Below are 24,527 nucleotides of genomic sequence, written 5' to 3' on the forward strand. Positions count from 1 at the left end.
GTGGGTAGCATCGATCATGATCGGTAAGATGTTCTTAAGAACCTTATGATGTAATAGCTGCAAATGCTAAAGGGAGAGTTTATGAGAATTTTGTTGATCGAAGATGACAAGTTGATTGGTGATGGCATCAAGGCCGGTTTAACCAAACTGGGTTTTACTATTGATTGGTTCACCGATGGTCTGCTCGGCAAGAACGCGTTGGAAAGTGCCCCTTATGACGCGGTGATCCTCGATCTCAGCCTGCCGGGAATGGATGGGCTTGATCTCTTACGTCTGTGGCGTCAGTCAGGACATGATGTGCCAGTGTTGATTCTCACTGCGCGTGATGCGTTGGAACAGCGTATTAACGGGTTACAAAATGGAGCGGATGACTATCTGTGCAAACCTTTCGCGCTTACCGAAGTTGCTGTGCGTTTACAGGCATTGGTCCGCCGTCGTCACGGTCAATTGGCACCTCAATGGAACCACGGTAATGTTGTGTTTGATACAGCGTCCCGCAATGTGACCTGTAATGGCGAGTCTGTCACGTTGACACCGCGCGAGCTGGCGGTATTGGAGCTGTTTCTGCTCAACAAAGGAAGAGTATTGGCACGGGAACTGATCCAGGAAAAACTGTATAACTGGGACGATGAAGTGAGCAGCAACGCAGTTGAGGTTCATATCCATCATTTGCGCCGGAAGTTAGGGAAAGGCTTTATTCGTACCGTTCATGGCATAGGTTACACGTTGGGAGATGTACCGTGAAGTTTCTAAGCTTGCGATTACGTCTGATATTTATCTTCAGCATGTTGGCGATATTCACCTGGTGTGCTGCCAGTGCGGTGGCTTGGATGATTACACGCCACAGCATCAACGAAGTCTTTGATACACAACAGATGCTGTTTGCCAAGCGGTTAGCAACTACTAACCTGGGAGGTCGTCTCACTGCCCAGAATGAGCAAAGTCTGCCGAAAAACAAAACAATTCTGCATCATGGCAAGCGAGGCGAACAGGAGGAGGACGCGCTGGCGTTTGCTGTTTTTTCTCGTGAGGGCAAAATGTTGCTCAACGACGGAGAAAACGGTACAGACTTTCTGTTTGACGGTAAATCAGAAGGTTTTATCGATAGTAAACTGAAAGGCGATAGCGATAGTTGGCGGTTACTTTGGCTGAACAGCCCAGATGATCGCTACCGTATTGTTGTTGGTCAAGAGTGGGAATATCGTCAGGATATGGCGTTGGATATGGTCACAGGGCAATTGGTTCCGTGGCTGGTGACGTTACCGATCCTGATGTTGTTGATGGCCTTGATGGTGGGCCGTGAACTCAGGCCGTTACGCGAAGTGGCTACAGGGTTACGACATCGGGCTCCAGACGATGCTTCGCTGTTGGATGTTCAGCAAGTACCAACAGAAGTTCGTCCACTTGTCGATGCGCTCAATACGCTGTTCGCACGTATCAATATCATGTTGCTGCGCGAGCGACGCTTCACTTCAGATGCTGCCCATGAGTTGCGCAGCCCACTGACGGCATTGCGGGTGCAAACCGAAGTGGTGCAGCTCGCAGGTGACGACACGCAAATGCGTGAGCATGCGGTGAAAAATCTGACGGTGGGTATCGATCGTGCCACACGATTGGTTGACCAACTGCTCACTCTGTCTCGTCTGGATTCGTTTTCCGACTTAGACGATCTTGAGTCTGTCGATTGGCGCCAACTGGTTACGGCGACATTCGAAGAACAGGACCACATTGCTCACGCTGCCGGCATTACGCTACGTTATGAGCAGCAAGGAGAACCTTCGCAACTATTGGGGCAACGGCTACTGTTATCGTTGCTGGTACGCAATCTGTTAGATAATGCAGTGCGCTATACTCCCGCTGGTGGTTCAGTAACGGTCACACTGACTGCCAGACAACTCAAGATAGAGGACGATGGCCCCGGCGTAACGGATGAGCACCTTGCCAGATTGGGTGAGCGTTTTTATCGCCCACCGGGACAGGAGCAGACGGGGAGTGGGCTGGGGCTTTCAATTGTGCAACTTATTGCTAGCTTACATGGGTTACAAGTGAGCTTTGCTAACCGGCCTGAAGGAGGGTTTATCGCTACGGTAATATTTTAAGCGCCAGAGCTGAGTTTTATGTGCTGTGATGCCAAAGTTCCATGCCATTTTTGGGTACGCGCTTCAAGCACTCAGTGAGGAGGGCACCATCTGGCAGAACCAACCCGGCAGCAATATCTGCCAGTGGGTAGAGCATGAACTCACGTTCTTTCAGGCCATAATGAGGCACGATCAGCCTGTCAGTATTAATGAACTCGTTGCCGTAGAGCATGATATCCAGATCCAGCGTGCGGGGACCCCAACGCTCATCTTTGCGTAACCGCCCCTGGCGACGTTCTATAGCTTGGGTGTGATCAAGCAATTGCTCAGCTGTCAACTGGGTATCCAGTGCCACTACGGCGTTGAGATAATCCGGCTGGTTTTGCGGCCCAAGCGGTTTAGTACGGTAAAATGGTGAACAGATGATCAGGGAGCTTTGCGGAATATCTTCTAACGCGCCTAATGCGGCTTTCACCTGCTGTAATGGATGCGCCAGATTGCTTCCCAGCGCGATATAAACGCGGACCATTATGACCCTTCTTTATTCGGCGTCCTGCGGCGGGGACGGCGCTGACGCGAACGGCGTGGTGCCGCATCTTCACCCAACGTACTCAGCATGTTTTTCTGTTGCGCTGGTGTTGCATCTTGGAATTCATCCCACCATTCTGCCAAACGCAGCATTTCAGGGTTATTTTCCACTTCTGCGCGTAGCACCAGCAGATCGAACGCTGCACGGAATTTAGGATGTTCCATCAGCTTGTGCGCACGTTTTCCCTGGCGACGAGACAAACGTAACTGCAATTGCCAGATGTCACGTACCAGCGTAGTGATCCGTTTTGGGATAGCCAGTGAACGGCATTCTTCGTCAAGGACGTCGTTCATCGCCAGCGCAAAGGCATCGTAATAAGCCAACCCACTCTCTTGTGCCAGCTTTTGTGCATGCTCAAGCAGCGGATACCACAGCATGGCCGCAAACAGGAACGCTGGGTTTACGCGCATATTGTTTTGCAGACGATGATCGGTATTTTTCAGTACCTGTACCAGAATACGCTCCATTGGCGTATCTTGCTGCGGTGTGAAATTGCGCGCAATTAGCGGGAACAGTGGCTGGAATAGTTGATATTCACATAGCTTGAGGTAGGTTTTATAGCCGTAGCCTGTCTGCAGCAATTTCAGCGATTCTTCAAACAGACGTGCTGGCGGGATTTCCCGCAGCAGTGAAGCCAACCGAGGGATGGGTTCGGCAGTTTCTTCGCTGAGGCTCATATCCAGCTTGGCGGCGAAGCGAACGGCGCGGAGCATACGCACCGGGTCTTCACGATAACGAGTTTCTGGATCGCCAATCAGACGGATCACACCCTGTTGCAGGTCGCGTAGGCCGCCCACGTAATCCCGCAAGGTAAAGTCTGCTACGGCGTAATACAGGCTATTGATGGTGAAATCACGGCGCTGAGCATCCTCTTCAATTGAACCAAAGATGTTATCACGCAATAGCATGCCATTTTGGGTCTGCTGAGATGAATTCTTGTCTGATTCTTCACTCTGCTCATGATGACCACGAAAAGTAGCAACCTCAATAATTTCTGGCCCGAACATGACATGAGCTAGTCTGAAACGACGACCAACCAGACGGCAGTTGCGGAACAGTTTGCGTACCTGTTCAGGCGTGGCGTTGGTCGTAATGTCAAAATCCTTGGGTTTTTTGCCGAGTAACAGATCTCGAACGCCACCGCCAACAAGATAGGCTTCATAGCCGGATTTATTCAGGCGATACAGAACCTTCAAGGCGTTTTCGCTGATATCTTTGCGTGAGATCGTATGCTGCTCGCGAGGGATCACATCCATTGAGTGTGTTCCCTCTGCCGCCAGCGCCGGTAAGTGCTGACGCGTAACAGGACGATGCGCAGGCGCCTCTCTACTGTTTTCTGCTAGATGCAGTGGCACTGTGGCTGATTTTTCTGCGGGCGTAATTTCTCCGCGATCTGCTTTTTTATCGCTCGCCGGCGCTTCATCGCGGTTTAGCTTGTCATCGCGGGTTAGTACCTTACGGCAGAAATTGGCTACTCGGGTAAAAATGGCACACCTCGATATTGACGGATAAAAATAGTGATAACAAAAAAATAGCGGCTAATCATAGCTCACCATAATCCCTTTGAGAATGCTGTTGTGTTTTGACGCAGTGAATAGCCTGTTGACGCGGGACATTCTCCAACCGCCAATGTTTCACTGCCCAGCTTAATAACAATGACAAATCAAGATCTTGCCAGCATTCTGGTAGCGGCTGGTGCAAAAATGCCAGTGCCTCAATTAGTACCGGACGCGGATCGCTCAAGGGAAGTGCAGGAGCATGATTTTGCTTCGATAGTTTAAGCCCATTACAACCCAACGCCAGCGGTAAATGGACATATTCAGGAACGCGAGCTTGTAATTGCCGGTACAGTGCAATCTGGCGCACCGTGGGTTCGATTAGATCGGCACCCCGTACTATTTCGGTAACGCCTTGAAAATCATCGTCGATGACGACCGCCAGGTTATAGGCAAACAGGCCGTCACGGCGGCGGATAATGAAATCTTCCTGTGCCAGAGCCCGATCTGCTTGCAGTTCGCCCTGTAACCGATCGTGAAAGACGTAGACGGGATTTGATTGTCGCAAACGCATCGCAGCCCCTTGTGATTCAAGCTGAAGATTGCGGCAATGGCCATCGTATGTACCACCTATCTGCTGGATACGGCTACGGGTACAACAGCAGTAATAGCTCCTGTCCTGTTGTTGCAGCCAATCCAGTGTAGCGCGGTAGGCATCGTGGCGTTGTGATTGATAGAGAACCTCATCGTCCCAGTAGAGACCATAATGCTCTAACGTAGATAAGATACGGGCAGCGGCTCCTGCAACTTCACGCGGGGGATCGATATCTTCAATGCGAACCAGCCATTGCCCACCTTGTGCCCGAGCCTGGAGATAGCTCCCAAGAGCGGCAATCAGCGAACCAAAATGAAGATCCCCGGAAGGTGACGGGGCGAAGCGCCCCACATAGTGACTTTGTGGCATGCCAGAGGTTTTACTCTGTGCGGCACGCGTTTTGCACACGTGCCGCAGGGGGTAACAACTCACTGCTTAGCCGGCCATCTGCTTTTCGCGGATTTCGGCCAACGTCTTGCAGTCGATGCACAAATCGGCAGTTGGGCGTGCCTCAAGGCGACGAATGCCGATCTCAACGCCACAAGATTCGCAGTAGCCGAAATCATCGTCTTCTACTTTCTTCAGCGTTTTCTCGATCTTTTTGATCAGTTTGCGTTCACGATCACGGTTACGCAATTCAAGGCTAAACTCTTCTTCCTGAGTAGCACGGTCTGCTGGATCAGGAAAGTTTGCTGCCTCTTCTTGCATATGTGAAACTGTACGGTTTACTTCGTCCCTGAGTTGGTTGCGCCATGCTTCAAGAATGCGCCTGAAATGCGACAACTGGGCGTTATTCATGTACTCTTCGCCCGGCTTCTCTTGATACGGCTCCACCCCAGCGATGGCGAGAATGCTCAAGGACGAGGTTTTACGGGTTTGCCCTTCTTGCATATTGCTTCTCCTACATACACACGCACTATACCCATCATTCAACAAACTGCCGAGACATCGGCCGCATTGCCCACTCTGGCTACCTAAGCTTACCGTTGCCAAAGGTCTGCTCTGTGACCGTTGCCCCTCATGCTGAATGCAACAAGGTATGTCGAATCCCCAATATGGGGGAAAAACAGGCCGCTATAAATAACAGAAGGGAAGGGTGATGGCAATTATTCCTGTTGCCTGCTTGGCTGTACCTGCGAAGGAAGGTATAACCGACTACGTAATATTCAGTTGTCGATTCATTTTTTCCTGCAAAGGCTAGTCAATAAAAAAAGGCAACTTATCAGATAGATAAACACCATCGGGCGATAATTCCGCCCCGTAACAAAAAACTTCCACTCCTAACAGCCTAACCTGTGCCAGTAATGCCGCATAACGCCGATCAATATGGTACGCGGGGGTGACTTGATGAATACCGCTGTGTAAAACGGCGAAAAACAATACCGCCCGCTGACCTTGTTCAACCACGCTTAACAGTTCACGCAGATGCTTTTGTCCCCTCAACGTCACCGCATCAGGAAAGTAACCACGTTGTTGTTGCAATAGTGTGACTGACTTCACCTCAATATAGCAGTTAACCCTATTTTCCGCCTGTAATAACAAGTCGATACGGCTATTCTCGCTGCCATATTTTACTTCGCCAGTTATTTTACTGTAACCAGATAATTCATTGATTAAATTACGCTCAACTGCCTCGCGAACCAAGGCGTTAGCCCTCAGGGTATTCACACAAATCCAGTCGCCTTGCTGAGTATGAGTGAGTTCCCAACTGTGGGCATATTTGCGCTTGGGATTGTCTGAAGTGGAATACCAGACGGTATCTCCCGGCGTGGCACAGCCTGTCATCGCACCGGTGTTGGCACAATGCAACGTAAAGGTTTCGCCTGCTGGTGTGATCACATCGGCCAGAAAACGTTTGTAACGTTTGATAAGCCGTGCTGGCTTCAGCGGTGGAGTGAAAATCATCGATTATCCTGTTGGCAAAGCTGCCAGCGTTCAAGTTCATGATAGCGGGTGCGGCCATGCTCAAATACTGACTGATATAAAGAGAAATGACTGGCGTTGAACCGCCAATTTGGTGTGGCCGGAGGGATCGCGACGTGCTTGGTGGCTGCACGCAATAGGGTAATATGGGGGTGAAAAGGGAGTGGGCTTTGATAACAACCACTGCGTGCAGCCTGTGAACGCAGCAGTTGCGCCAGTTGTAATAATGCGCGCGGTGCGCGTTTGGTGCCCAGCCATACCACACCCGCACCAGGCCAATGGCCGAGATCGTCGAGGCTCATGTCAAAACCGGTTTGGGCAATGCGCCCTGCCTGCATTTTCAGCGCCTGTTCTTTTTGCGCACTGACTTCGCCAAGAAATGCCAGCGTGAGATGTAGATTGGCGGCAACTACCGGGCGGCCATCATCGGGATGAAAAGAAAGGGCACGCCAGCGGCTCACTTGTTGCTGCAAGGCATCTGGTAGCGAGAGGGCAAAAAACAGGCGGCGAAAATGAGGCATGGATTTCCGGTAAATGAATGAAACGCTGGGTGTAATGCTACAATGTGCGCCGTCCATTAACTACCCCATGGAGAGTTTTGTGTCCTCACTGCCCGTCAGCGCGGTTCTTGATGAACTGCTCGCCGCACTGCAATCTGCACCGCAGGTGTTACTGCATGCCCCAACCGGTGCGGGAAAATCCACCTGGTTACCGCTGCAGATCTTGGCAAAAGCCGGTTTGCCGGGGCGTATTATTATGCTGGAACCCAGGCGATTGGCGGCAAAAAACGTGGCTTATCGTTTGGCACAGCAATTGGGAGAAGAGCCAGGTCAGACCGTAGGTTATCGTATGCGTGCCGAGAGTCAAAGCGGGCCCCATACACGTTTAGAAGTGGTCACTGAGGGTATCCTTACCCGTATGTTGCAGCAGGATGCAGAGCTGCGAGGTGTTTCCCTGATCATTCTTGATGAATTTCACGAGCGTAGTTTACAGGCCGATCTGGCACTTGCTCTGTTGCTTGATGTGCAACAGGGACTGCGGGACGATCTGAAATTGTTGATCATGTCGGCAACGCTGGACAATGCGCGTTTGTCACAACTGTTGCCACAAGCACCGGTGGTGGTATCTGAAGGGCGCAGCTATCCGGTGGCGCGTCAATACCAACCCTTGGCAAGTCATCAAAGGTTGGAAGATGGCGTGGCATCTTCGGTAAAGCGTCTGTTGTCTGAACAGCCTGGGTCGTTACTGCTTTTCCTTCCAGGGGTAGCCGAAATCAACCGTGTGCTCGAGCGGCTCACAGGGGATATTGCTGCCGATGTCGATCTCTGCCCATTGTATGGAGCATTGCCGTTGGCACAGCAACAAAAAGCAATCCAACCGGCGGTTGCCGGGCGGCGCAAGGTTGTGTTAGCAACCAACATCGCAGAAACCAGCCTGACCATTGAAGGTATTCGCCTAGTCGTCGACAGTGGTCTGGAACGTGTTGCCCGGTATGATGTGCGTTCCGGTTTGACCCGGCTGGTCACCCAGCGTATCAGTCAGGCCTCAATGATCCAGCGAGCCGGGCGTGCTGGGCGTATTGAACCCGGCATCTGCTGGCATCTGTTTGCCAAAGAGCAGGCAGAGCGAGCTGTCGAACATGCCGAACCGGAAATTCTGCAAAGCGATTTGACCAGCTTTTGGCTTGAATTGCTGCAATGGGGCTGTGTCGATGTTGGTCAACTGACCTGGATTGATCGGCCACCGACGGCGGCATTAGCAGCTGCTCGCCGCGTATTGCATGCCCTGGCAGCCATTGACGAAGCAGAGAAGTTAACTGCCAAAGGCCGCCTGATGGCCGAATTGGGTTGTGAACCCAGGCTGGCATCTATGCTTTACGCCGGTGCCCAGATGGGCGGAGAAGGGGTAGCCACGGCAGCATTGTTAGCAGCGTTGCTGGAAGAACCACCGCGCGGTGGACAAATGGATATCAGCTATTGGTTGAGTCGTCCCCAATCTCATTGGCAGCGGCGTGCACTTCAGCTAAGCAGACGGTTAACTCAGAAAAGCAGCCAGATTGACGTCGATCTGGCTGCTCCGCTGCTGGCACAGGCTTTTACCGATCGCATTGCCCAGCGGCGTAGCCAAGATGGCCGTTATCTTTTGGCTAACGGCCTAGGGGCAGCGATGAGTCAGGACGAAGCGCTCTCCAGAGCGCCTTGGTTGATTATCCCCAGTTTATTGCAAGGGCATAACAGTCCAGACGCACGTATCCTGTTGGCTTTGCCCGTCGACGTTGAGGAACTGGTTGCTCGCTTGCCAGAGATTGTCAGCAGTCAGACAGCCGTAGAGTGGGATGAGGAAAAGGGCACGTTACGTGCCTGGAAACGCCAGCAGATTGGCCGCTTGATATTGCGTGCTCAACTGCAGGCCAAACCGGCCGAAGAAGAGCTACAGCAGGCACTGATAAACTGGGTACGGGCTGAAGGTTTGACGGTGTTGAACTGGGATAATACAGCGGAACAGTTACGGCTGCGGTTGCACTGTGCTCAACGCTGGCTGCCGGAAGAAGCATGGCCGCGGGTAGATGATGAGTCGTTGCTTGAAACATTAGAAAAATGGCTTCTGCCATCGCTGCAGGGGGTGTGCGATCTTCGGGGATTGAAACAGGTGAATATCGCCCAAGCGTTGGTTTCCCTGCTGGATTGGCAGCAAAAACAGCGGCTGGATAAAGCGTTACCTACGCATTACACCGTGCCGACCGGGAGTCACCTACCCATACGCTATGACGTAGATAAACCGCCCGCACTGGCTGTGCGTTTACAAGAAATGTTCGGTGAAAAATTCAGCCCAATGTTGGCTGAGGGTCGCATTGCTGTGGTGCTTGAGTTACTCTCACCCGCATACAGGCCGTTGCAGATAACCAGCGATCTGGCTGCCTTTTGGCAGGGGGCGTATCGCGAAGTACAAAAAGAGATGAAAGGGCGCTATCCCAAACATGTATGGCCAGACGATCCGGCCAGTTCCGCCCCTACCAGACGAACAAAAAAACACCAATAATCAAATACCTGTTAGTAGCATGGCAGGTGAGAATTTGCTGAATTCAGATGTTTCTTCTGTTCAACCTCACGGTATGGGAACAGATTAAGCGACAAAAAATGGCTGAGAGGGCCACTAGCGTGGAGAGCAACAGCAATGGCTGGTGATGACCGCGAGCCGATTGGGCGTAAAGGGAAACAACCAAAACGTAATGCATCACGCAAGATGTTACGCCGTCGCCATGATGATGACTACGGTGATGATGAACAAGACGATTATCGGGATGAGAAAGAAGATGAACACGATGACGAGGAAGAGCGCATGCCGCGTAAGGTAAAAGCGAATTCGCCACCTAAAAAACGCCGTTGGCTTGGTTTGCTGATCAAACTATTTCTGGTTATTGCTGTATTGCTGGCAGTTTACGGCGTTTATTTGGACTCTCAGATCCGCAGCCGTATTGACGGCAAGGTCTGGGAATTGCCAGCCGCGGTCTATGGCCGCATGGTGAATCTAGAGCCGGGTATGCCATACAGCAAAAAGGAGATGATCAGCCTGCTAGAGGGAATGCAATATCGTCAGGTCAGCCGCATGACGCGTCCAGGTGAGTTCACCGTGCAAGATAACAGTATTGAGATGCTGCGTCGTCCGTTCGACTTCCCTGATGGCAAAGAAGGGCAGATCCATGCCCGGCTTGATTTCCAGAACAATAGGTTGACTAAAATCGTCAACATGGAAAACCAGCGCAACTTTGGTTTCTTCCGCCTTGATCCGCGCTTGATCACTATGCTGCAATCGCCAAATGGCGAACAGCGCCTGTTTGTGCCGCGTACGGGTTTTTCAGACCTGCTCGTGGAGACGCTGCTCGCTACCGAAGATCGTCATTTTTATGAGCATGAAGGCGTCAGCCCTTACTCTATTGCTCGAGCGGTGTTGGCTAACCTGACCGCCGGACGCGCGGTGCAGGGCGGCAGTACCTTGACTCAACAATTGGTAAAAAACCTGTTCCTGACCAATGAACGTTCACTGTGGCGGAAACTTAACGAAGCTTATATGGCGCTGTTGATGGATTATCGCTATAGCAAAGACCGCATTCTGGAACTGTATCTGAATGAAGTGTATCTCGGTCAAAGCGGTAGTGACGAAATCCGTGGTTTTCCGTTAGCCAGTTTGTATTACTTTGGCCGCCCGGTCGATGAACTGAGTCTGGATCAGCAGGCGTTGCTAGTGGGTATGGTAAAAGGGGCATCTTTGTATAACCCCTGGCGTAATCCGAAACTCACGCTAGAACGCCGTAACCTGGTACTCAAGCTATTGCAGAACCAGGGGGTGATCGATGCAGAGCTTTATAACATGCTGAGTGCGCGTCCATTGGGTGTGCAGCCAAAAGGTGGTGTGATTTCACCGCAGCCAGCGTTTATGCAACTGGTACGTCAGGAGTTGCAGAACAAACTGGGTGATAAAATTAACGATCTTTCAGGTGTAAAAATCTTCACAACCTTTGATCCTGTTTCACAGGATGCAGCCGAGAAGGCGGTAGAAGAGGGTATTCCCGCACTGCGTGCGGCACGCCATCTTAACGATCTGGAAGCGGCGATGGTGATTGTCGATCGTTTTACCGGTGAGGTGCGTGCTATGGTTGGCGGAGCTAATTCGCAGTTTGCTGGTTTTAACCGCGCAATGCAGGCGCGCCGTTTGGTGGGGTCATTGGCTAAACCGCCAACTTACTTAACCGCATTGTCTGAACCGGATAAATATCGCCTCAATACTTGGTTGTCCGACCAGCCTTTGTCGATCAAATTACCCAATGGTAGCTCTTGGCAGCCTAATAACTATGATCGTCAGTTCCGTGGCCGAGTGATGCTGGTTGATGCTTTGGCCAATTCGCTCAACGTGCCGACGGTAAACTTGGGTATGTCTGTGGGACTGGATCATATCAGTGCCACATTGCAACTTTTGGGCATTCCCAAAACAGCGATCACCCCTTTGCCTTCGATGCTATTAGGGGCGATCGGTCTGACACCGATGGAAGTCGCGCAGGAATACCAAACTATTGCCAGCGGAGGCAACCGTGCGCCGCTGTCTGCCGTGCGCTCGGTGATTGCGGAAGATGGTTCCGTATTGTATCAGAGCTTCCCACAAGCGGAGCGAGTGGTACCGGCACAAGCGGCTTATCTGACAATGTATGCGATGCAGCAGGGCGTGGCTCGCGGGACTTCCCGATCACTGACGGCCAAGTTCTCCAATTACAATCTGGCAGCTAAAACCGGTACCACTAATGACTTACGCGACAGCTGGTTTGCCGGTATCGACGGTAAGGAAGTGGCGATCGCCTGGGTAGGGCGTGACAACAATGCCCCATCCAAACTCACAGGAGCCAGCGGTGCACTGACCTTGTACCGTCGTTATCTGGAAAACCAAACGCCGTTGATTTTGACGTTGCAACAGCCAGAAGGGATCAGCCAGATGGCAATTGATACCGACGGTAACTTTATCTGTAGCGGCAGCGGAGCGCGTACTATCCCGGTTTGGACCGAAAACCCGCAGCGTTTATGCCAGGCATCTGGGCTGCAACAAACCCAACAGCAATCGCAAGGTGAGCAGAAAGATGACGATGGTGTTGCAGGCTGGATTAAGGATATGTTTGGTCAGTAAAGAACGGTTGCCATGTTAAGCATGATGGCCAATTAACGTTACTCTGTTATTTAGCCTGCGGCTTTCTGTTGCAGGCTTTTTTGTCATTCTGATTTTTTATTTCATTTCTGTTAATGCCGTTATCCCTCTTATTTTTATCGTTATTTTACAACAGAAATCCTCTTGCAGTTTTCCTTTGCTTACGCATAAAATTCTCTGCTTATAAAAACCATTATCATTTGCATTCGTAATCAACTTACACCAGAGAAATCAGATATGTCGACCAAGCGTCACTACTCATCACCGGCTAAACCAGACTTTTTCCCCGTTAGCGTATTAGTCGCCACAATTGCAGCTACGCTAACGTTGCCAGCGGTTGCGGCTCAAACCTCGTTAGCCACTGATGCAGATACTATTACGGTGGTCGGTGGGGCCAGTGGCGCCCAGCAAGAAAATGCCTGGGGCCCTGTGGGTACCATTGTGGCGAAGCATAGTGCGACAGGAACCAAAACCGATACGCCGATACAAAAGAACCCTCAGTCTGTTTCTGTGATCACCAAAGAAGAGATAGAGATGCGTAATGCTACTTCGGTGAAAAACATTTTGAGTTATACCCCTGGTGTTTTTGCCAGCCGTGGTAGCTCTAATACTTACGATGCGATTGCGATCCGTGGTTTTACCACGGTGAATACCAATCAGTACTTAGATGGCCTCAAGCTTCAGGGAGACAATTACTCTGAGGCCTCCATTGATCCTTACTTCCTCGAACGAGTGGAGTTATTGCGCGGACCATCCTCCGTTCTGTATGGCAAAAGTAATCCTGGCGGCGTAATCACCATGGTGAGCAAACGGCCAACGACGGAACTCCTGAGAGAAATCCAGTTTAAAATGGGAACCGATAACCTGTTCCAGACGGGTTTTGATTTCAGTAATGCACTGGATGATAACGGTATTTTTTCCTATCGTCTGACTGGGCTAGCGAAAGATAGCAACGTTCAGCAGGACATGGTGAAAGAAAAACGCTATGCCATAGCTCCTTCTTTCACTTGGCATCCTGATGACAAGACCAATTTCACTTTGCTGACCAATTTCCAGAACGACCCTTATGCCGGATTCTACGGCTGGTTGCCGAAGCAGGGGACACTGATCCCTTTACCCGATGGCAGCAAGTTATCAACCCGTTTCAATGACGGTGAAGCCAGTAATTACATGGCACGCAAGCAACGTATGCTTGGCTACAGTTTTGATCACGCTTTTAATGATACTTGGACAGTACGACAGAATCTGCGCTATATGCAGTTGGAAACCGACTTTAAGAGTATCTACGGTAACGGTGTTTCACCAGCAATGCCAACGACGTTGAATCGGGCCTATGTTCAGTCAAAAGAACATCTTAATAGTTTCACCGTTGATACTCAGGCACAGGCCAAACTGGAAACGGGTACGATAGACCATACTCTGCTGTTTGGTGTCGATTACATGCGCATGCGTAATGACATCAACGCTGGGTTTGGTTCTGCTGACAGCCTCAGCCTCACTAATCCGCAATATGGCAATGATAGTTATACCATTACCTTTCCCTATGATTATCTTAACCGTCAGGAGCAGACAGGACTGTATGCACAGGAACAAGGGCAATGGAATCAATGGTTATTGACCCTGGGAGGCCGTTATGACCGGGCTAAAACCTCGGCCTACAATCGTAATAAGAATGCTACCGATGAGCAGACTGACGGCCAATTCACTTGGCGTGGCGGTTTGAACTATCTGTTTGATAACGGCATAACGCCTTATTTCAGCTACAGTGAATCCTTTGAGCCTAATCTTGGCACAACAGCCAGTGGTAGTACTTTTAAACCGTCTATTGGCAGGCAGTATGAAACCGGGGTGAAGTATGTATCGAAAGATCGCCCGATGGTTCTGACTGCTGCGTTATATCAATTGACCAAGGACAACAATCTGACCAGCGACCCTGACAATAGCCGGTTTAGTGTCCAGAGTGGTGAGATCCGTTCGCGCGGTCTTGAGTTAGAAGCCAAAGCGGCACTTAATGCGAACGTAAACCTTACCGCTTCTTATACCTATACGGATGCGGAGTATACGCAGGATACCCATTTTCAGGGTAAGCGGCCGGTAGAAGTGCCGAAGCATTTGGCCTCTTTGTGGGCGGACTACACCTTCCATGAGACAGTACTTAGTGGTCTGACCTTCGGTTCTGGTGTGCGTTATGTCGGCTCCAGTTCCAGCTTTAACGCCGATAACACTACGTTCAACGTGCCCGACTACACATTGGTTGATGCAACCGTGAAATATGACCTAGCCCGTTTTGGCCTACCAGGCTCATCAGTTGGGATTAACGTGAATAACTTGTTTGATAAAACCTATGTATCAAGTTGCTATCGTGACCATGCCTGTTACTGGGGGCAAGAACGCCAAGTTGTTGCTACCGCAACTTTCCGCTTCTAATCGACTAAAGGGGCGGCTATGTGCTGCTCCTGATAAGCAGGGTCTATGCAGGATAAACACCTTAATCACGATGCCACGTTCCGACTTGAACAAATGAGCTTTGCTGTTGGTGGTCGTGAGCTGTTACAACCCCTCACGCTGACTTTCCCCCAGGGCAAAATGTGTGGTTTGCTCGGCCATAATGGTTCGGGAAAATCCACACTGTTGAAAATTCTTGCTCGTCATCAACGTGCTACCGCTGGCCAGGCAATGCTTAATGGGCAAAAGTTGGATCAATGGCAGAGTAAAGCTTTTGCACGACAGGTGGCATATTTACCTCAACAATTGCCAGCGGCGGAGGGGATGACAGTACGTGAACTGGTAGCCGTTGGCCGCTATCCGTGGCATGGCGCATTGGGGCGTTTCAAAACGACCGATCGTGAACATGTCGAAGAAGCGATTGGATTGGTAGGATTGAAACCCTTCGCTAACCGCTTGGTAGATAGCCTCTCGGGTGGTGAACGTCAGCGTGCCTGGCTGGCAATGATGGTTGCACAGGATAGCCGCTGCCTATTATTGGATGAGCCGACTTCTGCATTGGACATTGCGCATCAGGTTGATGTTTTGGCTCTGGTTCAACGCCTAAGTCATGAGCGTGGGCTGACGGTGATTGCCGTATTGCACGATATTAATATGGCTGCCCGCTTTTGCGATTACCTGATTGCCCTGCGAGGGGGAACTACGATCGCGCAAGGCTCACCGCTTGAACTTATGCAGGAAAGCGTGTTGGAGCAGATCTATGGTATTCCGATGGGGATACTGTCGCATCCGAAGGGTGGTGCACCAGTGAGCTTTGTCTATTAATGTCTTCACTTTCTGATTTCTATCATGATCCCTTACGCCGTCGTTTGTTAGCAGCAATGGCATTATCACCGCTGCTGTTTTCCTTGCCGACGCGCGCCACAGAACGTCTGGATATTACCCGTATCGTTGCTCTGGAATGGCTGCCTGTCGAACTGCTTGTTGCTCTCGGTGTGATGCCGCTTGCCGTGGCGGATATCCATAACTACAACCAATGGGTGCAACACCCACGGTTGCCGAAATCGGTGATAGATGTTGGGCAGCGTACAGAGCCAAATCTGGAATTGTTACAACAGCTTAACCCCTCGTTGCTTCTGCTTTCCAAGGGATACGGCCCGGCACCACAAAAACTGCAACCTATTGCCCCAACGATGGAATTTGCTTTCAATGATGGGGGGAGGGAACCGCTTGATGTGGCTAAAAACTCTTTACAACAGTTGGCAACGCGGATAGGGCTTGAAGCCCGAGCGATACAACATTTACAACTGTTTGATACTTTCCTAGTGGATGCTCGTAGCCGTTTGCAGAGTTACAGACAACAACCGTTGTTGCTGTTTTCTCTGTTGGATACCCGTCACGCATTGGTCATTGGTCAGAACAGCCTGTTTCAGGCAGTAATGGAAAGGTTGGATATCGAAAATGCCTGGCAGGAGGAAACCAATTTCTGGGGGACTTCGGTGGTTGGTATTGAACGCCTGATGACCGTAAAAAACGCACGTGCGATTTATCTTGATCATGGCAATCAAACGATGATGGATAAGGTCAGTACTACGCCTCTTTGGCAGGCATTACCCTTTGTTCGCCAGGGGCAATTGCGGCAGATGCCAGCGGTGTGGTTTTACGGGGCGACATTATCGGCTATGCGCTTTTGCCATTTACTGGCGCAAGCGCAGGAGGCTAAGCCATGAGCATGCGCGGGCGTATCCTAACGATAACGCAGATTATTGTGCTATTGATGGTGGCATGCGGTTTAACACTACTCAATCTGTTACACCAACTGCCTGGTGCTCAGTGGTTACAGGCAATATGGCAGCCGGATAGAGATAGTGTGGAACAAATGTTATTCCACTACAGCCTGTTACCACGCTTGTCATTGTCATTGCTGGTTGGTGCAGGATTAGGGCTGGTGGGAGTGCTGTTCCAGCAGGTACTCCGTAATCCATTGGCCGAACCTGCCACGTTAGGTGTTTCTGCTGGTGCCCAACTTGGGCTGACTATCGTGACCTTATGGTCACTGCCAGGGGGAGAATTAACCCGACAACTGGCGGCTATGGTGGGAGCGATAGCGGTAGGAGGCGTGGTATTTGGTGTTGCCAGGGGGAAACAAATGTCTCCTGTCACGCTGATCCTCGCTGGGCTGGTAATGGGATTGTATTGCGGCGCGGTTAATAGCCTGCTGGCATTGTTCAATTATGAACAACTTCAGGGGGTGTTCCTGTGGAGTAGCGGTTCGCTGAATCAGCAGGACTGGGGAACAGTAAAACTTATCCTGCCAAGCTTGCTGATTGCCGCCGTACTAACATTACTATTGCTGCGTCCTCTGACTCTGTTAGGGCTTGATGACGGAGTAGCTCGTAATTTGGGGCTTGGTCTGGCTTTCTCGCGCTTTGCTGCATTGGCGCTGGCGATAATAATCAGCGCAATGTTGGTCAATGCAGTGGGTGTGATCGGTTTTATCGGCCTGTTTGCACCGTTAATGGCTAAAATGATGGGAGCCAGACGTTTGGTACAGCGGATGATGCTGGCTCCGTTTTTAGGGGCATTACTGTTGTGGTTGACCGATCAGATAATCCTTTGGCTGACGCAGGTATGGCGCGAAATCCCGACGGGCGCTGCAACGGCACTGATTGGTGCTCCCTTGTTGCTGTGGCTGTTGCCACGCTTGCGTGACAGTGCGTTTCCTCCATCAATGGTACCTGGTGAAAAAAAACCGCGCATTTTGAGATATCAGCCTTGTTTAACTGCCATTACAAGACACCACCGTGGATGGATCGCGCTAGGTAGCTTGCTGTTTATTAGCGTGATAACCGTTGCACTGATGTTTGGAAGAAATGCCAGTGGGTGGCACTGGAGCCTAGGCGGTGAGTTGGAGGCTTTATTGCCTTGGCGCTGGCCACGGGTCGTTTCTGCATTGTCTGCAGGTATGATGTTGGCGGTTGCAGGGACTCTGATCCAGAAATTGACGGGTAACCCTATGTCTAGCCCGGAGGTACTGGGAGTCAGTTCTGGCGCTGCGTTTGGCATTGTAGTGATGCTGTTTATTGTGCCAGGTGATGCCATTAATTGGTTACTGCCAGCGGGCAGTTTGGGCGCTGCTGCAACACTTATGTTAATTGTGGCTGTGGCCGGTAGAGGTGGGTTTTCCACGGAACGCATGTTGTTGGCAGGTATCGCGCTTGGTACCGCTTTCACCACCACGATGTTTGTCCTGCTTGCCAGCGGTGACCCGCGCATGGGGGGGCTACTGGTATGGATTTCTGGTTCAACTTACTCGGTAGAATCTTCACAGGCTGTGCGCACTGCAACTGTTGCTGTGGTGCTAATTGCATTAGCACCACTATGCCAACGTTGGTTGACTATCTTGCCTCTAGGTGGAGCCAGCGCACGTTCGGCGGGAATTGCATTAACGCCAGTGCGATTGACCATTCTGCTGTTGGCAGCAATGCTGACGGCGATGGCAACGTTGACGGTTGGCCCACTCAGTTTTATTGGCCTGATGGCACCACATATAGCGCGAATGCTTGGTTTTCGCCATGTATTGCCCCAAATCACAGCGGCTGCAGTGATAGGTGGAATTCTGATGGTTTTTGCGGACTGGTGTGGCCGAATGGTGATGTTCCCTTATCAGATCCCGGCTGGACTATTGGCAACCTTCATTGGAGCACCTTACTTTATTTATCTATTGCGTAAACAAAGTGCCTGAGCTGCTTCCCGACATTGGGTGATTTCCCTTCACTGCACATGCGTGCCGCTAACAGGTTACTGGCACAGCACTCAGCAATAAAAACGGCGAACCATTGGCTCGCCGTTTTTACTTACGAAATAACGCGTTACTTCAGCCCAGCGGCCTCACGCAACAGAGCTGCTTTGTCGGTCGCCTCCCAAGGGAAGTTTTCTCGACCAAAGTGTCCATAAGCAGCTGTTTCACGGTAAATAGGCTGTAGCAGATCCATCATCTTGATCAGGCCATATGGGCGTAAATCGAAGAATTCGCGCACCAGCATGGTCAACTGCTCAGTAGAGACTTTCTCAGTACCAAAAGTTTCTACCATGATAGAGGTGGGTTCAGCCACACCGATAGCATAGGACACTTGGATTTCGCAACGATCGGCCAAGCCAGCAGCAACGATATTTTTTGCCACGTAACGCGCAGCGTAGGCAGCAGAACGGTCAACCTTTGACGGATCTTTACCGGAAAATGCGCCGCCACCATGACGGGCCATACCACCGTAGGTATCGACGATGATTTTACGACCCGTTAGACCACAGTCTCCCATTGGGCCACCAATAACAAAGCGCCCGGTTGGGTTGATGTGGTATTTAGTACTTGCTGTCAACCACTCCGCAGGGAGAACCGGCTTGATGATCTCTTCCATCACCGCCTCTTGCAGATCCTTTAGAGCGATATCGTCAGAGTGTTGTGTGGAAAGAACCACTGCATCAATACCAATGATTTTGCCATCATCATACTGGAAAGTGACCTGGCTTTTGGCATCAGGACGTAGCCACGACAGCGTGCCGTTTTTACGGACTTCAGACTGGCGCTGAACCAGACGGTGTGCGTAAGTGATTGGTGCAGGCATCAAAACTTCAGTTTCGTTGGTGGCATAACCAAACATCAGCCCTTGATCGCCAGCACCTTGTTCAAGTGGATCGCTACGGTCTACACCTTGGTTGATATCTGGGGATTGTTTACCTATAGCGCTCAATACTGCACAGGAATTGGCATCAAAACCCATATCAGAATGGACATAACCAATCTCGCGAACGGTCTGACGGGTGATCTCTTCAATATCAACCCAAGCGCTGGTGGTGATTTCACCGCCAACCAGGACCATACCGGTTTTCACGTAGGTCTCACAAGCCACACGTGCTTTTGGATCCTGTTCTAAAATGGCGTCAAGAACGGCATCGGAGATTTGGTCTGCAATTTTATCAGGATGTCCTTCAGAGACAGATTCTGACGTGAAAAGGTGTTTAGCCATAGTGTTCTTTACCTTGCATAAGACGGGTTAGAAATGACTGCACAGCACTAGAGATCCGGGCATCAGCGGGAAAGGCCTTCCTCTGATGGTGAAGTGGATCCTGTAACGCCCCTCAGGCAAAGCCGTTAAGCAGTTTAACAGTTAACCGATATAGACGGATTAACATCTGGACGTCTATTTTAGGTCAGCTTTTAGCCGGATTGCTAGCAATATTTTGCTTCCCCACTCTTTTACTCAAGGCTTGTGCCACCATTTTTATCGTTTGAAACAGTTTCAAGCGGATTTTCATTTTGCATTTTGCCCGGTGCTCCGGTATAAACTGCCCGCATGGCTCATTTCGTGTGCAGCGTATGGCAGGAAATTGTCACTTTTTGTAAAAACCGACAATGCCACTTTAATTGGCAATTTTTGCTCTTACACTATATTGAGACTCGGTCGTTCATGAGAAACGACGAGCATGGAGGTGGTTGGATTAATGATCCATTGTCTACCGGTTGTTGCCCCTCAACAGCAGTGCCGTTCCGGCGCGCATTTTCCTTTTATTTCCCGTCTGGTCTTAACTACGTCTATCCGATGTTGCACAACATCTGAGGGCTATTCAGTATCCTCTGGCTGATTATCGGCCGTCTAAATAACAGAAAATCGTTGTCTATAGCTTTTCTGTAGGACGTGTTTTGATCCGACTCATGAGGTTTGGGCAGGCTGCTCTACAACATATAAAAATCGATTGCCAATTAAGGTAATTAGAATAAATCACTATTATAATTATTTTTTAGGCTTACTGTGCTGGTTTTTAGCTGAAGTAGTGACTGACTATACCGTTAATGTATCAGGTGAAGAGAATAATGTTTGCCGATATGCCGATTCATCGCTCGTCAGTAGCGGGTAAAAAATTTATCTTTACGCTCCAAACAGGAGGTTGCCATGAATGCTCGTGATACCAGCAAGATGCTGCGTACTTATAACGTCGCCTACTGGGGCAACAATTATTATGACGTTAACGAACTCGGCCACATCAGCGTGTGCCCTGATCCAGACGTTCCGCATGCGCGTGTCGACCTCGCCGAACTGGTGAAAGAGCGCCAAAAAGAGGGCTTACGCCTGCCCGCCTTATTCTGTTTTCCGCAGATCCTGCAACATCGTTTGCGTTCCATTAACGCTGCATTTAAACGCGCACGCGAGTCATTTGGTTACGAAGGTGGCTACTTTTTGGTTTATCCGATCAAGGTCAATCAGCACCGTCGTGTGATTGAGTCGCTGGTCAATTCCGGTGAGCCGTTAGGCTTGGAAGCCGGTTCTAAAGCGGAACTAATGGCTGTATTGGCTCATGCCGGTATGACTCGTTCAGTGATCGTTTGTAATGGGTACAAAGACCGTGAATATATTCGTCTGGCATTGATCGGTGAAAAGTTAGGGCACAAAGTGTACCTGGTGATCGAGAAAATGTCGGAAATCAAGCCGGTACTTGAAGAAGCTGAACGCCTGAATGTGATACCACGCTTAGGTGTGCGCGCGCGTCTGGCTTCTCAGGGGTCCGGTAAATGGCAGGCGAGCGGGGGCGAGAAATCTAAATTCGGTCTGGCGGCTGTTCAGGTACTAAAACTGGTAGAAACGCTTCGTGAAGCAGGGCGTTTGGATAGTTTGCAATTGCTCCATTTCCATCTCGGTTCTCAATTGGCCAACATTCGCGACATTGCCACTGGCGTACGTGAGTCTGCGCGTTTTTATGTGGAACTGCACAAGCTTGGCGTTAACATTCAATGTTTCGACGTAGGTGGTGGCCTGGGGGTTGATTACGAGGGTACCCGTTCACAATCTGATTGCTCGGTAAACTATGGTCTGAACGAATACGCCAACAACGTTATTTGGGGAATTGGGGATGCTTGTAATGAACACGGCTTACCACATCCCACGGTCATTACCGAGTCTGGTCGCGCTGTAACCGCCCATCATACTGTGCTGGTGTCTAACGTTATTGGTGTTGAACGCAACGAGTTTTGTGATCCTGTTCCTCCGGTTGAAAATGCTCCACGTGCACTGGAAAGTATGTGGGAAACCTGGCAAGAAATGAACGAGCCAGAAAATCGACGCTCATTGCGTGAATGGCTACATGATAGTCAGATGGATCTGCATGATGTGCACACCCAATATGCGCATGGCATGCTGGACTTGACCAAACGCGCCTATGCGGAACAGCTATATCTGAACATTTGCAATAAGATCCAACAGCAACTTGATCCGAGCAATCGCGCACACCGGCCGATTATTGATGAACTGCAAGAGCGAATGGCAGACAAATTTTACGTCAACTTCTCGTTGTTCCAGTCGATGCCCGACGCTTGGGGGATCGATCAGTTGTTTCCAGTATTGCCATTGGAAGGCTTGGACAAACCACCAGAGGGACGCGCTGTATTGTTGGATATCACCTGTGATTCCGATGGCACCATCGATCATTATGTCGATGGTGATGGTGTAGCAACAACGATGCCAATGCCGCCATACGATCCAGAAAATCCACCTGCACTGGGTTTCTTCATGGTTGGTGCCTATCAGGAAATTCTGGGCAATATGCATAACCTGTTTGGTGATACCGCATCGGTTGATGTGTTTGTGTTCCCTGACGGTACGGTAGAAACCGAGTTGTCTGATGAAGGTGATACGGTTGCTGATATGTTGGAATATGTTCAGCTTGACCCCACTGCGCTGTTGGCCAAGTTCCGCGATCAGGTAAAAGAAACCGATTTGGATACTGAATTGCAAGCACAGTTTGTGGAAGAGTTTGAAGCCGGACTATATGGATATACCTATCTTGAGGATGAGTAACTAAATACTGCATGGTCCCCTCAAATGTTACTACTGAGGGGATCGTCTAAAATTTCAATTTATGTTAATAATTCAAATTGACTGTTCAATAACCTTTTTAGTCATAATTTACTTTATGAATTGATGATCCAAAAATTAAATATAATTCTAATTTTAAATAATGTAATCATAAAACAAATAAATAAATGTTGTTATTTTCTATGTAAGTGCCGCTAAGTATCCTGAGTTATTTTTTATTTAACCCTCAAGATTTAAATTAAAACCACGGATTCTTGAGGAAATATCTTTTATTGATAGTTGATTGCTATCAATACTGATTTTTAGAGCGTTTTTTATTGATAAGTTGATTTGTTCTGCGCTATTCTCCTTTTTAAGACCGATAACTCTTAATTTTTACTTTTTACCCCAAAGGATGTTGTAATAAGTAGTATCTTTTTTATAAGGAGAATAATGAAGACTAACTGAATAGTTATCAGGCTTTCACAGATGTTCTGGAATGACATTCTTTCATGCCGATGAAAAGTATTACCAAATATTCGGAACAACTTGAGTTACATGAGTGTAACAAACTTATAATTTTGTCTATATCCAAAATAATTCGAGTTGCTTTTAGGCGGCAACTGAGCGAACTCCCAGGAGCTTACTCAGGTAAGTGACGCGGTTAAACGAAGGCAGTCAACACCCAAGCAACTTGAAGCATCATGAGTTTAAGCTCATCGGAATTATGAATCTCATTGCAGAGGCTACATGTTGTAGGTGAGCAAGCATTGTTCAAATCATCCTTCACTCGAAGGCAATCAATATTGCTGAAGTATGAAGGATAATGGATATACGGGTCTACAGTAGCCGGAGGATTTCCCTTCGTTATGCTTACGGATTTATTATGCGCGGTGCACGGATAGTGCTCATAAAGAGCGGATTGTCATGATGGGAAGGAATGCTAAATAGCTGTGCCCAAATAGATGCACGTTCTTCAGATGGGAGTGATGTAGGGTTAGTCGAGCGTTAAGTACATGAGCTTGATAAAAATCACAAGGGAGGAGCCACACTGTGTCGGCGTTTCATATCAATCCCACCAGCCTGAAGCGTAAAGTGAAATGCTATTAAGCGCAGATGGTTAGGCAATATGCTGTTATCCGCTGAATATTATGTGTTCAATTGAATGAGGTTTTTATGATTTTAAAGTTGATTCCGGTTGCGTCAATTCTGTTACTGACAGCCTGCTCATCCAGCAGTGGGTATAAAAAGGCTGATAAGATCGGAGTAAGTCAAGAACAGCAGGTCCAGGCTGAAAAGTACACCCAAGAGAAAAATTCTTCGATGTCAATGGATGCTATTGCTTCGAGCAATAATGAGTGTGTTGATAATTTTAATTTTCTCCGGCAGGCAGATAGTACCCAATATCAGAAGTTTTCTCTTGACTATATTAAAGTTGGCACTGGCTATAAATTCCTTAATGTGAACAAAAATATCATGGGGGATGATGCAAAATCTGTATACACCATGAAATTGGATATGAAACTTGATGCCCTGTGTAATAAGGTGAATTTTGCCAGTTACCAGATCATCAAACAAAAAATAAAAGAACTTGGTGGAATATAAAACGATGAAGTTTTAAACAGTATTCATGTTTAGATGAATACTGTTTAGCGTATTGTAGGGGGTGTGAGATGGTTTATTTAGTATCAACGTGTGGATGATTTTAGCTATTGATATAGCCAATATAGTCAAAGTAATTTTATGTTGCAGGGAAACGAAAATAAGCATTTGCTTAGAGTATGCAGGCTCAATTATATGAATTAGGCCTGGATGTGTCATCTCCTGCATATTGATGGGCAATAGAGATATTGCCAATATTAACTA

General features: G+C 49.3%; 15 protein-coding genes and 2 pseudogenes. 10 read left to right on the forward strand and 7 right to left on the reverse strand.

The window, feature by feature from the left end:
* The first annotated feature begins 81 nt into the window (after nt 1-81).
* Nucleotides 82-744 carry a quorum sensing response regulator transcription factor QseB gene (qseB, locus tag OK023_RS04175; RefSeq protein WP_317695108.1) on the forward strand — a complete coding sequence of 221 codons (663 nt, stop codon included), beginning with the start codon at nt 82-84 and terminating at the stop codon, nt 742-744.
* The gene (qseC, locus tag OK023_RS04180) at nt 741-2,099 is read left to right on the forward strand and encodes a quorum sensing histidine kinase QseC (RefSeq protein WP_317695110.1); all 1,359 of its coding nucleotides are present in this window, start codon (nt 741-743) and stop codon (nt 2,097-2,099) included. Before qseB ends, qseC begins: the two co-directional genes overlap by 4 nt.
* A gap of 16 nt (nt 2,100-2,115) precedes the next feature.
* On the opposite strand, the gene folK is transcribed toward qseC, so the two are convergent.
* The 6 genes and pseudogenes from folK to thpR all read right to left on the reverse strand — a co-directional run bounded on the left by folK (nt 2,116) and on the right by thpR (nt 7,202).
* On the reverse strand, nt 2,116-2,607 hold the full coding sequence (folK, locus tag OK023_RS04185; RefSeq protein ID WP_317695112.1) for a 2-amino-4-hydroxy-6-hydroxymethyldihydropteridine diphosphokinase: 492 nt from the start codon (nt 2,605-2,607) through the stop codon (nt 2,116-2,118).
* On the reverse strand, nt 2,607-4,049 hold the full coding sequence (pcnB, locus tag OK023_RS04190; RefSeq protein WP_411569406.1) for a polynucleotide adenylyltransferase PcnB: 1,443 nt from the start codon (nt 4,047-4,049) through the stop codon (nt 2,607-2,609). The genes folK and pcnB overlap by 1 nt, the downstream gene beginning before the upstream one ends.
* A 167-nt stretch (nt 4,050-4,216) precedes the next feature.
* Nucleotides 4,217-5,127 (reverse strand): annotated as a pseudogene (gene gluQRS, locus OK023_RS04195) (tRNA glutamyl-Q(34) synthetase GluQRS).
* A gap of 66 nt (nt 5,128-5,193) precedes the next feature.
* Nucleotides 5,194-5,649, reverse strand: a complete 456-nt coding sequence (dksA, locus tag OK023_RS04200; protein WP_317695114.1) for an RNA polymerase-binding protein DksA — start codon at nt 5,647-5,649, stop codon at nt 5,194-5,196.
* Between the two features lie 306 nt (nt 5,650-5,955).
* On the reverse strand, nt 5,956-6,663 hold the full coding sequence (gene sfsA / locus OK023_RS04205) for a DNA/RNA nuclease SfsA (RefSeq protein WP_317695116.1): 708 nt from the start codon (nt 6,661-6,663) through the stop codon (nt 5,956-5,958).
* The gene (gene thpR / locus OK023_RS04210; RefSeq protein ID WP_317695118.1) at nt 6,660-7,202 is read right to left on the reverse strand and encodes an RNA 2',3'-cyclic phosphodiesterase; all 543 of its coding nucleotides are present in this window, start codon (nt 7,200-7,202) and stop codon (nt 6,660-6,662) included. The genes sfsA and thpR overlap by 4 nt, the downstream gene beginning before the upstream one ends.
* A gap of 67 nt (nt 7,203-7,269) precedes the next feature.
* Here thpR and hrpB point away from each other — a divergent pair, with 67 nt between their 5' ends.
* The 6 genes from hrpB (at nt 7,270) to fhuB (ending at nt 18,559) form a co-directional block, all read left to right on the forward strand.
* Nucleotides 7,270-9,720 (forward strand): ATP-dependent helicase HrpB, encoded by a 2,451-nt coding sequence (gene hrpB / locus OK023_RS04215; protein WP_317697483.1) that lies wholly within the window; start codon nt 7,270-7,272, stop codon nt 9,718-9,720.
* Nucleotides 9,721-9,855: 135 nt separating this feature from the next.
* Entirely contained in the window at nt 9,856-12,351 is a 2,496-nt protein-coding gene (mrcB, locus tag OK023_RS04220) for a bifunctional glycosyl transferase/transpeptidase (protein ID WP_317695121.1), read from the forward strand.
* Nucleotides 12,352-12,606: 255 nt separating this feature from the next.
* Nucleotides 12,607-14,796 (forward strand): ferrichrome porin FhuA, encoded by a 2,190-nt coding sequence (fhuA, locus tag OK023_RS04225; RefSeq protein WP_317695123.1) that lies wholly within the window; start codon nt 12,607-12,609, stop codon nt 14,794-14,796.
* Nucleotides 14,797-14,841: 45 nt separating this feature from the next.
* The gene (gene fhuC, locus OK023_RS04230) at nt 14,842-15,639 is read left to right on the forward strand and encodes a Fe3+-hydroxamate ABC transporter ATP-binding protein FhuC (RefSeq protein WP_317695125.1); all 798 of its coding nucleotides are present in this window, start codon (nt 14,842-14,844) and stop codon (nt 15,637-15,639) included.
* A complete protein-coding gene (fhuD, locus tag OK023_RS04235) occupies nt 15,639-16,544 on the forward strand; it encodes a Fe(3+)-hydroxamate ABC transporter substrate-binding protein FhuD (RefSeq protein WP_317695127.1) in 906 nt (301 codons plus the stop codon). The genes fhuC and fhuD overlap by 1 nt, the downstream gene beginning before the upstream one ends.
* Entirely contained in the window at nt 16,541-18,559 is a 2,019-nt protein-coding gene (gene fhuB, locus OK023_RS04240; RefSeq protein WP_317695129.1) for a Fe(3+)-hydroxamate ABC transporter permease FhuB, read from the forward strand. Before fhuD ends, fhuB begins: the two co-directional genes overlap by 4 nt.
* A gap of 127 nt (nt 18,560-18,686) precedes the next feature.
* Here fhuB and metK read toward each other — a convergent pair whose 3' ends face one another.
* Nucleotides 18,687-19,841 (reverse strand): methionine adenosyltransferase, encoded by a 1,155-nt coding sequence (gene metK, locus OK023_RS04245; protein WP_317695131.1) that lies wholly within the window; start codon nt 19,839-19,841, stop codon nt 18,687-18,689.
* A gap of 857 nt (nt 19,842-20,698) precedes the next feature.
* Here metK and speA point away from each other — a divergent pair.
* A pseudogene (gene speA, locus OK023_RS04250) lies at nt 20,699-22,664 on the forward strand (biosynthetic arginine decarboxylase).
* Between the two features lie 1,173 nt (nt 22,665-23,837).
* Nucleotides 23,838-24,266, forward strand: a complete 429-nt coding sequence (locus OK023_RS04255) for a hypothetical protein (protein WP_317695134.1) — start codon at nt 23,838-23,840, stop codon at nt 24,264-24,266.
* Nucleotides 24,267-24,527 lie beyond the last annotated feature (261 nt).

Source organism: Serratia sp. UGAL515B_01, assembly GCF_033095805.1.
Lineage (GTDB): Bacteria > Pseudomonadota > Gammaproteobacteria > Enterobacterales > Enterobacteriaceae > Chania.

Coding starts and splice junctions, on each gene's coding strand:
- hrpB (WP_317697483.1), top strand. CDS start 7,270: ATGGAGAGTTTTGTGTCCTCACTGCCCGTCAGCGCGGTTCTTGATGAA.
- dksA (WP_317695114.1), bottom strand. CDS start 5,649: ATGCAAGAAGGGCAAACCCGTAAAACCTCGTCCTTGAGCATTCTCGCC.
- fhuD (WP_317695127.1), top strand. CDS start 15,639: ATGTCTTCACTTTCTGATTTCTATCATGATCCCTTACGCCGTCGTTTG.
- folK (WP_317695112.1), bottom strand. CDS start 2,607: ATGGTCCGCGTTTATATCGCGCTGGGAAGCAATCTGGCGCATCCATTA.
- fhuA (WP_317695123.1), top strand. CDS start 12,607: ATGTCGACCAAGCGTCACTACTCATCACCGGCTAAACCAGACTTTTTC.
- fhuC (WP_317695125.1), top strand. CDS start 14,842: ATGCAGGATAAACACCTTAATCACGATGCCACGTTCCGACTTGAACAA.
- fhuB (WP_317695129.1), top strand. CDS start 16,541: ATGAGCATGCGCGGGCGTATCCTAACGATAACGCAGATTATTGTGCTA.
- qseB (WP_317695108.1), top strand. CDS start 82: ATGAGAATTTTGTTGATCGAAGATGACAAGTTGATTGGTGATGGCATC.
- metK (WP_317695131.1), bottom strand. CDS start 19,841: ATGGCTAAACACCTTTTCACGTCAGAATCTGTCTCTGAAGGACATCCT.
- thpR (WP_317695118.1), bottom strand. CDS start 7,202: ATGCCTCATTTTCGCCGCCTGTTTTTTGCCCTCTCGCTACCAGATGCC.
- sfsA (WP_317695116.1), bottom strand. CDS start 6,663: ATGATTTTCACTCCACCGCTGAAGCCAGCACGGCTTATCAAACGTTAC.
- mrcB (WP_317695121.1), top strand. CDS start 9,856: ATGGCTGGTGATGACCGCGAGCCGATTGGGCGTAAAGGGAAACAACCA.
- OK023_RS04255 (WP_317695134.1), top strand. CDS start 23,838: ATGATTTTAAAGTTGATTCCGGTTGCGTCAATTCTGTTACTGACAGCC.